At 71.5% G+C, this 13,837-nt stretch carries 11 protein-coding genes; 8 read left to right on the forward strand and 3 right to left on the reverse strand.

The genetic code is table 11. The annotated features are described in order from the left end of the window. Positions 1–134: 134 nt before the first annotated feature. The 3 genes from fni to WMF46_RS09660 all read left to right on the forward strand — a co-directional run bounded on the left by fni (position 135) and on the right by WMF46_RS09660 (position 2,674). Entirely contained in the window at positions 135–1,223 is a 1,089-nt protein-coding gene (gene fni, locus WMF46_RS09650; protein ID WP_437985343.1) for a type 2 isopentenyl-diphosphate Delta-isomerase, read from the forward strand. A 225-nt stretch (positions 1,224–1,448) separates the two neighbouring features. Continuing rightward, entirely contained in the window at positions 1,449–2,294 is an 846-nt protein-coding gene (locus WMF46_RS09655; RefSeq protein WP_437551285.1) for a GAF domain-containing protein, read from the forward strand. Positions 2,295–2,296: 2 nt separating this feature from the next. Then, on the forward strand, positions 2,297–2,674 hold the full coding sequence (locus WMF46_RS09660; protein WP_012234398.1) for a response regulator: 378 nt from the start codon (positions 2,297–2,299) through the stop codon (positions 2,672–2,674). Positions 2,675–2,822: 148 nt separating this feature from the next. Here the strand turns inward: WMF46_RS09660 and WMF46_RS09665 are convergent, their stop codons facing one another. Together WMF46_RS09665 and WMF46_RS09670 are read right to left on the reverse strand one after the other, a co-directional pair. Continuing rightward, complete coding sequence (locus WMF46_RS09665) at positions 2,823–3,755, reverse strand: diguanylate cyclase (RefSeq protein ID WP_437985344.1); 933 nt, start codon at positions 3,753–3,755, stop codon at positions 2,823–2,825. A 183-nt stretch (positions 3,756–3,938) separates the two neighbouring features. Next, positions 3,939–4,691, reverse strand: coding sequence for a metallophosphoesterase family protein (locus WMF46_RS09670; protein ID WP_437985345.1), 753 nt, complete (start codon positions 4,689–4,691; stop codon positions 3,939–3,941). A 125-nt stretch (positions 4,692–4,816) separates the two neighbouring features. On the opposite strand from WMF46_RS09670, the gene glnE reads away from it, so the two are divergent. The 5 genes from glnE (at position 4,817) to WMF46_RS09695 (ending at position 12,168) form a co-directional block, all read left to right on the forward strand. Then, complete coding sequence (gene glnE, locus WMF46_RS09675) at positions 4,817–7,969, forward strand: bifunctional [glutamate--ammonia ligase]-adenylyl-L-tyrosine phosphorylase/[glutamate--ammonia-ligase] adenylyltransferase (RefSeq protein WP_437985346.1); 3,153 nt, start codon at positions 4,817–4,819, stop codon at positions 7,967–7,969. A 48-nt stretch (positions 7,970–8,017) separates the two neighbouring features. After that, positions 8,018–8,560, forward strand: a complete 543-nt coding sequence (locus tag WMF46_RS09680) for a hypothetical protein (protein ID WP_437985347.1) — start codon at positions 8,018–8,020, stop codon at positions 8,558–8,560. 678 nt (positions 8,561–9,238) lie between these two features. Next, a complete protein-coding gene (locus WMF46_RS09685; RefSeq protein WP_437985348.1) occupies positions 9,239–10,429 on the forward strand; it encodes a carboxypeptidase regulatory-like domain-containing protein in 1,191 nt (396 codons plus the stop codon). A 734-nt stretch (positions 10,430–11,163) separates the two neighbouring features. Beyond that, positions 11,164–11,382 carry a hypothetical protein gene (locus tag WMF46_RS09690; protein WP_437985349.1) on the forward strand — a complete coding sequence of 73 codons (219 nt, stop codon included), beginning with the start codon at positions 11,164–11,166 and terminating at the stop codon, positions 11,380–11,382. Positions 11,383–11,502: 120 nt separating this feature from the next. Beyond that, the gene (locus tag WMF46_RS09695) at positions 11,503–12,168 is read left to right on the forward strand and encodes a hypothetical protein (RefSeq protein ID WP_437985350.1); all 666 of its coding nucleotides are present in this window, start codon (positions 11,503–11,505) and stop codon (positions 12,166–12,168) included. A gap of 320 nt (positions 12,169–12,488) precedes the next feature. On the opposite strand, the gene WMF46_RS09700 is transcribed toward WMF46_RS09695, so the two are convergent. Continuing rightward, positions 12,489–13,769 (reverse strand): hypothetical protein, encoded by a 1,281-nt coding sequence (locus tag WMF46_RS09700; protein WP_437985351.1) that lies wholly within the window; start codon positions 13,767–13,769, stop codon positions 12,489–12,491. Positions 13,770–13,837 lie beyond the last annotated feature (68 nt).

Genomic DNA, 13,837 nt, shown 5'->3' on the forward strand with positions numbered 1-13,837 from the left:
GTAGTTCCCAGGTAGCGGCAGCGGAAGGCGGGCCGGGCGGCAGCGCCTGGCTCGGGGACGCGAATTTTGGCGTTTTTTTGTCCATGCCACTTCCCTTTCGACGGCGGTCGGCGACCGCGTAAAGTTGTGCCCCCATGACGGAAGAGGCGAAGGGCATCTCCGAGAGGAAAGCGGATCACATCGAGCTCTGCGCGACCGGCGATGTCGGGTTCCGCGCCAAGACCACGCTGCTGGAGCAGGTCGAGCTGATCCACGACGCGTTGCCGGAGCTCTCCCTCGACGCGATCGACACCTCGGTGCTGCTGCTCGGGAAGCGGCTCCGCGTCCCGCTCCTGATCGCGGCAATGACCGGCGGGACGGAGCGCGCGCGTGCGATCAACCGGGAGCTCTCGCAGATCGCCGAGGAGCGCGGGTACGGCTTCGGGCTCGGGAGCCAGCGGGCGATGCTGAACGGCGACGCCTCCGCCTCCTACGAGGTCCGCGCGCACGCTCCGACCACCCTCCTCCTCGGGAACATCGGCGCCGTGCAGGCGCGATCGCTGTCGACGGAGGCGGTCGCCGAGCTCGTGGCCCAGGTCGGCGCCGACGCGCTCTGCGTCCACATGAACCCCGCGATGGAGCTGGTGCAGCCGGGCGGCGACCGGGACTTCGCCGGCGCGCTGGATGCGATGGGCCGGCTCGCGAGCGGCCTCAGCGTGCCGGTCGTCGCGAAGGAGACCGGCTGCGGGATCGGCCCGGGGACGGCATACCGCCTGGTCCGGGCGGGCGTCCGCGACCTGGACGTCTCCGGCGCTGGAGGCACCTCCTGGGTCGCCGTCGAGGCGGCCCGCGCCGCGGGTGCGGCCCGCTCCCTCGGTGAGGCGCTGCGCGAGTGGGGGGTACCCACGGCCGCCTCGGTGCTCATCGCCCGCGCTATCCGTCCTCGCTTCAAGACGATCATCGCGACAGGAGGCATCACGAGCGGCCTCGACGTCGCTCGAGCGCTCGCGCTCGGCGCACATGCGGCCGGGATCGCGCGCCCGGTCCTCCAGGCATTCGTCTCGGGGGGACGGGACGCAGCGGTGCGGTACCTCGAGAGCGTCGAGGCCGAACTCCGGGCGGTCATGCTGCTCGTCGGCGCGCGCGACGTCGCGTCGCTCCAGAAGGCACCCGTGCTGCTCGGACGGGAGCTGCGCAGGTGGACCCGGTTGCTGAAGCAGATGAAGCAGATGGAGAGGGCGTAGTCGTGGCGGTCGGGACAACGGGGGTAGGGGGGCCGAGACGGCGGGGTCCGGTCCCCGGGGTAGGGCCGGCGGGGCCGAACCGACGTTGTCGGCGGGGACGGCAACGCGCCCAGCGGTCGCTGTCCTTGGCGGGGGCGCCGGGCACGCCTCTGGCCCGCGCTCGACGCTTCCGTCCGGTCAGCCCCGCATGATACGGTCCGAAGCTCTGGAGAACCCCGGGATAAAATGACGGAGAAAAAAGGGCGTCCGAGCGATCGTCCCCCCGAGGACCTGAAGAAGGAGCGCGATGCCTTCATTCAGCAGTTCTTCCGCAAGGGGGCGCAGCTGACCGAGGAGCTCCTCCGCGAGAACGAGCGCCTTCGTGACAAGATCTCCGAGCTCGAGTCGGAGAACGGCAAGCTCCGCGCGCACCTCGCGAGCGACTCGGCCATCCGCGATCTGCTCCGCAAGATCGAGGAGCTCGAGCAGGAGAAACGCGACCTTGTGACGCAGTCGGTGCGGATGGTGGCGGCCTCGGACCGCTTCAACAGCCGCTACTCGGAGGCGGAGGGAGAGCTGGCGAACCTCGCGAACCTGTACGTCGCGCTGTCGCAGCTGCACGCGGCGCGCAACGTGCGCCATGTCCTCCGCAACCTCAAGGAGCTCCTGGCGCAGTTCCTCGGGGCGGGCGCCTTCTCCGTGTACCTGGCGTCTCCCGATGGTAAAGAGCTCGTCTCGATCGCGAGCGAAGGCGTCGCGGTCGAGGAGATCGCGCGCATGCCGGTGACCGAAGGCATCGTCGGCCAGGCATTCTCGAAGGGGGAAATCTTCTTCGACGAGACCAAGGACGTCTCCAAGGGGAGCATCGAGGATCCCGCTGCAGTGATCCCGCTCGATTTCAACGGGCGCACCGTGGGTGTCATCGCGATCTTCAGCACGCTCCCGCAGAAGACGGAGTTCGTGAACGTGGACACCGAGCTCTTCAAGCTCCTCGGGGCCCAGGCCGCCCCCGCCCTCATCAACGCGCGGCTCTTCACCGACGCCGGCCGGAAGGTGCCTGGCGTCCAGGCATTCCTGGACCTGGAGGACTGATCATGGCCGAGTACTCGTGTCTGATCGTTGAAGACTCGCCCATGATGCGGCAGCTCTTGGTCTTCGCGCTGGCGCGCGTGAAGAACCTCCGCGTCACCGAGGCGGACGATGGCGTCGACGGTCTCCGCAAGCTCGCCTCGACCAAGTACGACGTGATCATCACCGACATCAACATGCCGATCATGGACGGGCTCAAGCTCGTCAAGCGCGTGCGCACGGATCCGGTCCACAAGGACACCCCGATCATCATCATCACCACCGAGGGGTCTCAGGAGGATCGTCAGCGCGCGTTGCAGCTCGGCGCGAACGCGTACATCACGAAGCCGATCCAGGCCCCGCAGGTCATCGCCAAGGTCAAGGAGCTCCTCAAGATCGACTGAGGCGCCGCGCCCGCCAGCGGGCGCGCCCCACCGCCCGCGTTCTGCGGGCGCACGATTCCATGCGCCGGTCGCTCGGGCGGCGCGGCGCCCTGCAGCGGCCGCGGCCGCGGCCGTGCGGGTCGGCGCTGCGATGAACCCGCGCCCCGCTCTACGGCTTCGGGCCGAACTTCAGGAGCACGCGGTTGCGGCCGGTGCGCTTCGCCTCGTAGAGCGCCTCATCGGCCGCCGCGATGAGCTCCATGCCGGTCTGCACCTCGAGCTCGGGGTGCGCCGCGACGCCGACGCTGATCGTCGTCGGCATGCGAACGCCCTCGTGCTCGAAGACCGACCCCTCGATGAGGATGCGCAGCCGCTCGCCGAGGATGCCCGCGTTCTCGAGCCCCACGCCGCGGCACAGGATGCCGAACTCTTCACCGCCGTAGCGCGCGAACACGTCCTCGGTCCGCACCGTGTGGCTCGCGATCTTGGCGATCCTCGCAAGCACGTAGTCGCCGGCGAGGTGCCCGAAGGTGTCGTTGATCCTCTTGAAATGATCGACGTCGAACATGAGCAGCGACAGGTGCGCGCCGTGCCGCCGCGCATAGGAGACCTCGGTCTCGAGCCGATCGAGGAAGTACTTCTTGTTGAAGGCCTTGGTGAGGGCGTCGCGCAGCGCGGCGTCGTACATCTGCTGCTGAAACGACTCATCCAGGTGGTCGTGGTAGGTGAACTTGAGGATGGTCGTCGAGCCCAGGCGGATCTTGTCGCCGTCGTGCAGGGCGAGGCGCGTGATGTGCTCGCCGTTCACCATCGTCCCGTTCGAGCTGTTGAGATCCTCGATCAGCACCTGGCTGTCCATCTGGAGGAGGCGCGCGTGGCGCCGCGAGATGCCGTCGTCGTTCAGCCGGATGGTCGCCCCGGATGCCCGGCCGATCACGATCTCGGCGCCCTCGACCCGGTACATCTCGCCGACGTTCGAGCCAGCGAGCACGATGAGGTAGGCGCGGTCCTTCGGCGAACGCGCCGGGAGCTCCTTGTGGAGTTCCCCAACGTTGGCCACCCGCGTGGCCTCGAAGTCATCGTCGGGGAGGTAGCTGCCCATGCTCCCTGAGGATGATCCTAAATCCTTGAAATAGGTTCAAGCGGGAGGGCATGGCACAGGCGATGTTCCCTGTCGGGTAGGGTGTGTGACGGAGCGTCGAGCGTTTCGAGCGTTTCGAGCGTTTCGAGCGTTTCCCACCCCTTGCGCCCGCTCCCGACGGAGCGATTCCGCGCACCTGCGCGCTCACGCAGCCCTGCCGAGCGGCACCACGAGCTGCTCGACCCAGAGCTCGCCCGCTCGGAGCTCGACGAACGTCGCGTCGGCGTGCCCCGCGCCATACCCGGAGACGGCGCCGCTCCGCACAAGCTCGCCACGCTCGCCAGGCGCGCGCGCACCGACGCGCAGGTGATCGACGGTGCCCCGCACGTCGCCCCGCAGCGAGCACGGCGCTTCGCCCACCGAGCCGACGTTGATGATGCGCACGCCGCCCACCATCCGATCGAACGGGACGTGGGAGCCACCACAGATCACGACATCCGCCGGATCGTCGCCGAGCAGGGAGAGCACCTCCTCATCGGTCATGTCGTGAGAGATCGGCTCGAGCGGATCCGCCGGGGAGCCGTGGACCAGGACGAGCTCGCCGCCGTCCTCGAGCGGCAGGCGGTACGTCGGGGCGAGCCGCGCCAGCCGCGCAAGGATCAGCTCGCCGAGCTCGGTGCGCGTCTGGGACAGGCGATCGAGCCGCGCTCGCTCGTGCTCGCTCCGCGCCCTGACCTTGTCGAGGTCCAGCGTCGCCAGGGCGCGATCCGATACGCCCTGTACGCAAACCGCCTTGGCCTGGGTGAGCCGGCGCCACGTCTCGAGCGGCTTCGGGCCGGGAAAGCAGAGATCTCCGGCGACCAGGAGCTGGGTGTACCCTCGGCGCTCGGCCGTGGCCAGGACCGCCGCGAGCGCGTCGGCGTGGCCGTGAATATCCGAGACGCAGAGCAATCGCACCCGGCGAGCATAGGATCTGAGAGCGACGCCGCCAAGGCGCGAGGTGGGCCCAGGTCGCGATAAACCGGCGGTCGGGCCCTGCGGAACCGCCGTTCACGCCCCCACGGTCTTGCTAGCCTCCCGCCATGCAACAGGTCTCGAGGCTCCTGGAGATCGCGAGCGCGATCGATGAGCAACGCGTGAAGGACCGCGCGGAGCGGCTGTCGTCTCGGCTTCGTCCCGGGACGATGGCCTTCGCGATCGCGGCGCTCCTGACGGCCGCCTACCCCGCGATCGGCGCGATCATCGAGGCGAATCCGGACATCGTGGAGCGGCTCGCGGCGGAAGGCCACCAGACGGCGCGCGATCGCGCCACGTACCTGGCGCGGATCCGGAGCCGCGTCGGCGACGTCTCGGACACGGACCGCGTCCGGCGGGAGCTCCGGCGCGTGGCGCGCGAGGAGCGGATCCGCGTCGCGCTGCGCGAGCTGCTCCCGCCGTCGGCGGGCGGCGCGGACATCGACGTCACCGCGCGCGAGCTCACCGCGCTCGCCGAGGCCACGATCGAGGTCGCGCTCGCCGAGGCCGTCTCCGCCGTGACCGCGCGGTTCGGAGAGCCGCGCACCGCGACGGGCGCGCGCTCGAAGTTCGTCGTGCTCGGGATGGGGAAGCTCGGCGGCGACGAGCTCAACGCGGGCTCCGACGTGGATCTGATCTACCTCTACGACACGGACGACGGGCACGTGGGGCTGCCCGGCGATCGCGCCGTCTCGGTCACCCTGCACGACTTCTGGGCCCGCGTCGCGCGCCGCCTCACGTCGACGCTCGAGGAGGTCACGGAGGACGGCTTCGTCTGGCGCGTGGATCTCCGGCTCCGCCCGGAGGGCAGGAGCGGTCCGCTCGTCAACTCCCTGGCCGCGGCCGAGCGCTACTACGAGTCGTTCGGCCGCCTCTGGGAGCGCGCCGCGCTGCTCCGCGCCCGCGAGATCGCCGGCGATCTCGACTTTGGCGCCGAAGCGATCGAGGTGCTCGGCCCGTTCGTGTGGCGGCGCCAGGTCGATCCGCAGCTCGCCGTCGACATGATCGAGCTCGTCGATCGCGCTCGCGCGGAGCTCCCGCACGACGCGTCGCGCGACCTGAAGCTCGGCCCGGGAGGGATCCGCGAGGCAGAGTTCTTCGTGCAAGCCCTGCAGCTCATCTGGGGCGGGCGCGAGCCCCGCGCGCGCGCGCAGGGCATGCTCGACGGCCTGCGGCGCCTGCGCACCCTGGGGTACGTGACCGACCGGGAGGGGCGGGAGCTCGTGGAGGGCTACCTCGCGCTCCGGCGCGCGGAGCACGCGGTGCAGTCCGCGACCGGCGTGCAGACGCACCTCCTCCCCGACAGCGAGGCGGAGATCGCGCGCCTCGCGCGGGCGCTGCGCTTCGAGGACGCCGCGGCGTTCCTGGCCGACACCGCGCAGCGCCGGGGGCGCATCAAGGCCCGGCTCCTGTCGCTCCTGCCGAAGGGGAGCGCCCGGCCGTCGCGGTGGATCGACGCGATGGCCGCGCTCGACCACGGCGATCGCGACGCGTTCGCCGAGGCGCTGGCGAAGCACGCCGTGCTCGTCCTCGGCGGCGAGCCGGCGGCCGCCGCCGACGGCGCCGCGCCCGAGCTCGCCGCGCCGCCGGAGCCGCACGCCTCGCTGACGGCGCGCTTCCGCGACGTCGCCGACGATCTCTTCGAGCTGTCCCGCCACCCGGACGGCCTGCTCGGGGCGCGCAGCCGCGAGGCGTCCTCGTCCCTCGCGGAGACGCTGCTCGCCGCGGTGGTCGACGCCGCCGATCCGGAGCAGGCCGCGCGCTTCCTCCGGCTGTGCTTCTCCCGCATCAGGCACTCCTCCGTCTACGCGCGCATGCTCGGCGACGAGCCGCGCGCGCTCCGCAGGCTCGTCGAGGCGCTCGGGTCGAGCGCGTTCATCGGCGACGCCATGGTGAGGTACCCCGAGCTCGTCGACGCCGTCCTGTTCGCGCGCGGCGCGCCGAGCGCCGAGCTGATCCGACACACGATCGAGGCCAGCCTCAGCGAGGCGTCGCCGGACGAGGATCCGGAGGAGGCGCTCATCGGGGCGCTCCGGCGCGCCAAGGCGCGCGTCACCATCGAGGTCGGCCTCGCCGACCTGAGCGGCGAGGTCGGCACGCGCGAGGCGACGCTCGCGCTCTCGGATCTAGCCGACGCGTCGCTCGAGGCCGCGACGCGCTTCGCGCTGGGGACGCCGCCGGGCGAGCCCGTGCGAGGGCTCGCCGTGATCGCGATGGGCAAGCTCGGCGGCCGCGAGATCGGCTACGGCTCGGATCTGGACGTCTTCTTCCTGTTCGACCCGGCGTGCGCGCCGCCCGGCGAGCAGGGGGCCGCGTCCGACCCCGGCACGTACTACGCGCGGCGCGCGCGGCAGATCATCCGGCTCATCTCCATGTCGCACGCGGCGGGCCCAGGCTACGAGCTCGACACGCGACTGCGCCCGTCGGGCAGCCAGGGGCTGCTCGTCACGTCCATCGACTCGTTCGCTCGCTACCACGGCATCCGCCGCGCCGACGCGGCCTCCCCGGCGCCCGCGGAGCCGGAGTCGTCGCCCGGCGCGCGGCACATGCGCGCGGCGATCTGGGAGCGGCTCGCGCTCATCCGGGCGCGCGCCTCGGCCGGCGATCCCGAGCTCGGGGCGGAGGCGATCGCCATCGTGCACGAGGCCGCGTACCTCCAAGCGGACGACTTCGATCGGATCGCCGAGGAGATCCACCGGCTCCGGCTGCGCATGGAGAGCGAGCTCTCGCACGAGCGCCGCGGCCGCCGCGACTTCAAGCTCGGGCGGGGCGGCCTAGCGGACATCGAGTTCTCGGTGCAGCTCCTGCAGATCCGGCACGGCGCCGATCCGCGCGTCAGGACCACCGAGACGCTCGCGGCGATCGACGCGCTCGCCGCGGCCGGCCACCTCTCGGCCGAGCACGCCGAGACGTTCCGGGACGGCCACGCGTTCCTGCGCAAGCTGGAGCAGCGGATCCGCATCGTGCACGCGGACGCCTCGCAGCTCCTCGAGGAAGACGCGCCCGGGGTCCCGACCCTCGCGCGTCGGACGGGCATCCGGGGCCGCACCGCGGCCGAGGCCGCGCGCGAGCTGCTCGCGCGCTACGGCGCGATCACCGAGCGCGTGCGCCGGGCGTACGAGGCCATCGTCGCGGGCGGCGCGGCGTCTCTCGGTGAGGCGAGCGAGGCGCGAGGGGCGAGCACGGCGAGCGCGGGGGAACCGCGCGAAGACGAGCGCTGACGGTTGCCGTTGACCCTTGTCGGACGCGGTGGAATGCCAGGCGTTCCGATGACCACCCAGAGCGAGCAGAGCGCACGCCCGTCCGTCGGGCACCGTCATGTCACCGGGACGACCTCCCTCGATAGCCTCGTCGGCGCGCACCCGGGTACGCTGAGGCAGTTCTACGAGGCAGGGAAGCCAGCGGATCCGGCGGAGCTCGGCGATCTGCCGCGAGGGCGCCTGCTCGCCCTGCAGCCGACGGCCGGGATCCACCTGGCGACGCGCCCGCTGATCACGGCGCTCGCGTCGCGCTGGATGCCCTGGAAAGGGAACGAGTTCGACCATGGCGGCAACTCCGGCACGAACGTGGTCTTCGGGAGCCGGATCTGTCGCTTCAAGGCGCAGCTGATCCCTTCGGAGCTCGACGGCAAGCCGACGCTCGCGCTGACGTATGGCGAGAAGGCGTTCGGCAATCCCTGGCCGGTGAGCGCGGTCAAGGACGAGCTGCGGACCGTGGAGGCCGGGCTCGCGATCGGGCCGATGCTGCTGAAGTGGCACGAGCGGTGGCACGCCGTGCTCTGGTTCGGGCTGACCCGCGTCGATCCGCAGTAATCCGCCGGACGGGCCCGAAGCGGGCTCAGGCGAGCCGGAGTCGCGAGCGGCGCTCGTCGCGGGACCTCGCTCGCGGAGCAATTGCGCGGCGCGCGGCGCGCGGTGCGAAAGATCAACGCGCTCGTCACGAATCATCGATCCGTCAATCCTTCTTGTCATTGCGTCACGCACCATGTCGGACGCACGGAGATCCGCTGTCCAGGCCGTCCGACCGCGCGACACGCATGTCCTTCGCGGACGCGGTAGTCAGAGGTATCAGGGCTCACCCTAATAACCCATCGCTCCATTCCTGCTCTTTGCTGGACATACTTCCCGATTTCTACAGTCTGGCATACGATAGAGACTGGGCGGCAGCAGAGCACCTTTGCTCGCGTCGCCGGGAGGCTCGAAATGGTGACTTGGTCGGGCAAGGCGGGAGTCTTGATGGCTGCGATCGCTGTAGCACCGGGCGTCATGGCTGGCTGCTCCTGCGGAGATACCGGGGGCACGGCGCCTATAGCATCCGGCGGCGCGGGGCCTGGCGGTGGGAGTGGAATTGGCGGTGGAATTGGCGGTGGAATTGGCGGTGGCTTCGGCGGCTTCCCGGCGATCGCCAGCGGGGGCGGTGTCGGAGGCGAAGGCGACTGCGAGGGCCTCGAATGCCAGCAGGTCGAATGCGAGAACGGGGCGAAGACCACGGTGAGCGGCACCGTGTACGACCCCTCGGGCAAACTGCCGCTCTACAACGTGATCGTCTACGTCCCCAATGCGCCGCTTGAACCCATCCCCGACGGTGCGACCTGCGATCAGTGCAGCGCGACGCTCTCCGGCTCACCGCTCGTGACGGCGCTGACCGATACGGAAGGAAAGTTCGTCCTGGAGGACGTGCCGGTCGGCGAGAACATCCCGCTCGTCGTGCAGGTGGGCAAATGGCGCCGCGAGATGACGCTCCCCGTGGTCGACCGATGCAAGGACACCGCGACGGACGCCGGGATCATCCGGTTGCCGCGCAACCAATCGGAGGGGCACATCCCGAAGATCGCGCTCACGACGGGCGGCGCCGATCCGCTCGAGTGCTTGCTGCACAAACTCGGGATTGATGAGACCGAGTTCACGCCGGAGACCGGGACCGGGCGGATCAACCTGTTCGCCGGCCGCGGGGACGTCGATCACGAGGTGACGACGCGCTATGCGGATCGCCTGAATCAAGGCGCGGAGTTCACGCCGGCCACGAGCCTCTGGGGGACCGTCGACGCCCTGAGCCAGTACGACATGGTGATCCTCGCCTGCGAGGGCGACCCGCACGTGGAAGACAAACCCGGGCCCGCGCGCCAGGCCATGTTCGACTATACCTCGCTCGGCGGGCGCGTGTTCGCGTCCCACTGGCACAACGTCTGGCTGAAGCGGGGGCCGGCGCCGTTCCCGGACACGGCGGTCTGGGACAACGACGTCACGGACCCGGAGAGCCCTCTCACGGCGCTCGTGGACACCACGCTCCCGAAGGGGCAAGCCCTCGCGGAGTGGCTCGTCAATGTCGGCGCGTCGGACGTGCCCGGCGAGATCGTGATCAACGGCGCGCAGCATACGGTGAGCGACGTGACCGAGGACGTCTCGACCCGGTGGATCTATTACAACGAGCCCGAGCCGGCCGGGGTCCAGTACTTCACCTTCAACACGCCCGTCGACGCCCCAGAAGATCAGCAGTGCGGGCGTCTCGTGTTCACGGACATCCATGTCTCTGCGGCGGACCTCACGGGCCCGCCCTTCCCGGAGGGGTGCTCCGCGGAGGAGCTGAGCGCTCAGGAGAAGGCGCTGCTCTTCATGCTGTTCGACCTGTCGTCCTGCATCGTGCCCGACGACGAGCCGCCGCCGATCCCCATCCCGCAGTGACCTGCCTCCCTCGCGTCCCTGGCGTCCGCCGCGCCGCCGGCGCCCGTGCGCCGGCCCCGGAGCGCCGCCGGGGCTGAAGGACTCATGTCGGTATTCTCCTGAACTACGTCGTCTCCATCCCGAGCTGCCCCGCAAACGATCCTTGATGATGGGCGGAGAGCGTCCTCTCCGCTCGATCCGGCGAGCGCCGCGCGCCATCGGGGGTCGCCTGCGTTCCTCTCCGGGATATCCTGTTGCTATCCGCCTCGCCTGATCGCGGGAGACCACGAGCCGGGGAGCATCTGTGCTCCATTGCGCGCGGCGGCGGGACACGCTGCCGCGCTGCGCAGCCATTTCGTCGCGCCGCGCTCCGCGTGCGCCTCGGAGATATCGATTGAGCAGACGGAGGCGTACGAAGACGTACGAAGACGACAATCATGACGACAGCCGAGACAAGAGGCTGTCGCGGTGGGAAGCACCACGCAGATACGGAATGTCATCCATGCATGGTCCGGGGATCCTGCTAGGATGAATCTCGCCCGCAGTGCGGGGTTACATCCGGAGCCTGGGTCGCTGGTCTTCGGCTCGGCAGAAGGGACATTCCTACGATGGTCCAGCATCGCCCTAAGCCAGCGGCTGCATATCGGGCCATCGAGCGTTGGCTTCGCGAGGGCGGTCGTGCTCCGCGGTTGCGCGGGGCGTCGCAGGAGACCGGGCGCACGGAGGCGCTTCCGCTGCAGGGCGAGATGGGGGGGATGCGCGGAGTGATGGAGGGCGATGAAGTTCAGGTCTGTCCTGCGCCGCCGCCGTCCTCGCGCCGGTACCTGTTCAGCCGGCGCGGCGACGCGGGCTGCCCGCTCTGCGCGCGGCGCGCGCGGTCGACGATGCCAGGCCTCGGCGGGGCGCCGTATCCCTTCCTGGCCGCCACCTGGGTGGTCCTCATGGTCGGCGAGCCCTTGCCGTCACCGCCCTGATCGCGCCAACCCCTCACGTTGGCCGCGAAGGTGGCTGGCGTGCCGCTGCGCCCGGAGGTGGGGGCCTCGCGCGGAGGCCCGACGGCCGAGATCTGCCGGCGCCCTCTTGGGATGCTTGGGATGGGATGTGACGGGAAAGGTGCGACTGGGCGCTCCGCGGCGAGCGGCGCGCCCGACGCTGCAGCTCAGCTGGCCGCCGACCGCTTGCCGGCGGTCGCGCGCTTCTGCCCCGCCCTCTGCGCGCCCGACTGCGCCGCCTTCGTTCGCCGCGCGGCTCCGCGCCCGACGCGGGCGCTGGCCGACGGCTTCCTCATCGCTGCTGCGCGCTGCGGCGCCGCGCGCTTCGCGCCCGCCGCGCGCGTCGTTTTGCGCCCGCCAGCCGGCGTCGCGCCCGCCGCGCGCGTCGTCTTGCGCCCGCCGGCCGGCGTCGCGCCGGCCGCGCTTCGGCCGCGCCCCGCCGCGCTACCGGTGGCGGTCCGCTTCCTCGTCGTGGCCGCCCTCTTGGCCGCGCCGCTCTGCTGCCGGCTCGTCTGCCCGGCGGTCGCCTTCCTCGGCGCGCTGCTGGTCTTCTTCTTCTCCGCCGCCGCGGTGCTCCGCGCCGTGCCCGGCCGCGCCGCGGCGCTCGCTCCTGCCTTGCTCGCTCCCTTCTTCGCCCGGGTCACCCGCCGGGTCGACACAGCGGCCATCCGTGCGCCGGCAGCGGACTTCGTCCGCCTGCGCGGAGCCTTCCGACCCGCCTCGCCCTGGGATATCGCGGGCGCAGCTTGCTCGCGCTCGCCGCTCTGAACCCGCTTCCTCTGCTTGGACGTATCCTTCGATGTCTCGCCTCTCGGCATTGAGCCCTCCCCCCGAGCTCTCTCGACATGAGCTCGCTCGTGGACTCATGGTGCCACAGCCTTCCCTCTTTCCCGGTCGGAAAGTCGGCGGGAAGCACCGGAATCGAAATCAGGATCCGCTGTAGCCAACCCCGGCGGAAGCGCCTATTGCGCGTCAGGCGCTCGGCAAATCCGCGCCCGAGACCCGCGCGGTGGAGCCGCGGGCGCGGCGAGCCCCACGCCCGCGCGAGACCCGCTCCCCTCGCGCGCCATCGCGCTCCGCGCCGCGCGTCAGAAGCAGGTGCCGCCGCCGCAGCTCCTGCCCACGCAGCGCAGCAGCTGCAACGTCTCCGGGCTGTGGATGCACTGGAACCCGCAGACGGCGGGGCCGCTACCCTCGTCGAGGCAGCCGAAGAAGCACGCGACGTCGTCCGCGCAGGTGGGGCTGAGCAGGCACTCGCTCAGCTGCGCGCAGCAGCGCTCGGCCACGCATCCTCCGCAGCCCGTCCCGTCCGACGGGCAAGCGGGGCCGCCGCAGAGGCCGTTCTGGCAGCTGCCGTTGCAGCACTCGCCGGAGTCCGCGCACGGCTGGCCGTCGCGCGCGCACGGGGGCCGGCAGACGCCGTCCTCGCACGCGCCGCTGCAGCACGCCTCGCCGGACGCGCAGCGGCTGCCGTCTGCGGCGCACTCGACGCAGACCAGCCCGCAGAGCCTGGGGACCTCGCCGACGCAGATCTCGTCCCAGCTGGTGGTGCAGCAGAACGGGTCGAACCGGCAGAGCTCCGCCGCGCACCCGCCGCAGTCCGCGGCGAGCGGCGCGCCGATCTCGCAGGGCGCGTGCGAGCACGCCGCGCCCCCGCACACGCCCTGCGCGCAGACGCCGGAGCAGCACGGATCGGCCGAGCCGCACGCGACCCCGTCCGAGCTGCACCCGCCGCAGATGCCCGCGTTGCAGCGCCCGGTGCAGCAGTCCGCGCTCTGGCCGCACATGGAGCCGTCGGGCGCGCACGCCTCGGCGCAGGCGCCCGCGACGCAGGCGCCGCTGCAGCACGCGTCGCCCGCGCTGCAGCGCGCGCCGTTCGGGATGCACGGCGCGCGGCATGCGCCCTCCACGCAGCTCAGCGAGCAGCACTGTCCCGCGGACCCGCACGCGCTGCCGTCCCGGAAGCAGCCCCGCCCGCAGGCTCCGCCCATGCAGACCCCGGCGCAGCACTCCGCCGCGCTCTGGCACGGCGCCCCGTCGGCCGAGCAGCCCTGCCCGCAGAGCCCGCCGGCGCACAGGCCTGCGCAGCAGTCGCCCGGGGCGGCGCACGGCGCGCCGTCCCGCGCGCAGCTGTCGCCCCCGCAGATCCCCTGCGCGCACGCGGCGCTGCAACAGTCCGCCGCGCCCTGGCAGGGGAGCCCGTCCTCCCGGCACACCGGCGGGTCCGGGGGCGGCGCGTCGGGGGCGCCCCCTGCGCCCGCGAGATCGGGCAGCCCGACGAGCTGCTCTCGGGAGCCGCACCCGAGGGCCAGCGCCGCGAGGACCACGAGCACGAGAAACACGAGGAGGCAGCGCGCTCGGAAAAGCACGGCGCGGAGGCTAACACGGGGGCAGTTCACGACGGGCGGGCGTGGCGGTGGGGCAACGGCGGGGACGT

The organism is Sorangium sp. So ce117 (assembly GCF_051524395.1).
Lineage (GTDB): Bacteria > Myxococcota_A > Polyangia > Polyangiales > Polyangiaceae > Sorangium > Sorangium cellulosum_B.

Bases quoted from the DNA above. Each gene is read 5' to 3' on its own strand.
- WMF46_RS09655 (WP_437551285.1), top strand. From the start codon at position 1,449: ATGACGGAGAAAAAAGGGCGTCCGAGCGATCGTCCCCCCGAGGACCTG.
- WMF46_RS09665 (WP_437985344.1), bottom strand. From the start codon at position 3,755: ATGGGCAGCTACCTCCCCGACGATGACTTCGAGGCCACGCGGGTGGCC.
- WMF46_RS09690 (WP_437985349.1), top strand. From the start codon at position 11,164: ATGCGCGGAGTGATGGAGGGCGATGAAGTTCAGGTCTGTCCTGCGCCG.
- WMF46_RS09695 (WP_437985350.1), top strand. From the start codon at position 11,503: ATGGGATGTGACGGGAAAGGTGCGACTGGGCGCTCCGCGGCGAGCGGC.
- glnE (WP_437985346.1), top strand. From the start codon at position 4,817: ATGCAACAGGTCTCGAGGCTCCTGGAGATCGCGAGCGCGATCGATGAG.
- WMF46_RS09660 (WP_012234398.1), top strand. From the start codon at position 2,297: ATGGCCGAGTACTCGTGTCTGATCGTTGAAGACTCGCCCATGATGCGG.
- WMF46_RS09680 (WP_437985347.1), top strand. From the start codon at position 8,018: ATGACCACCCAGAGCGAGCAGAGCGCACGCCCGTCCGTCGGGCACCGT.
- fni (WP_437985343.1), top strand. From the start codon at position 135: ATGACGGAAGAGGCGAAGGGCATCTCCGAGAGGAAAGCGGATCACATC.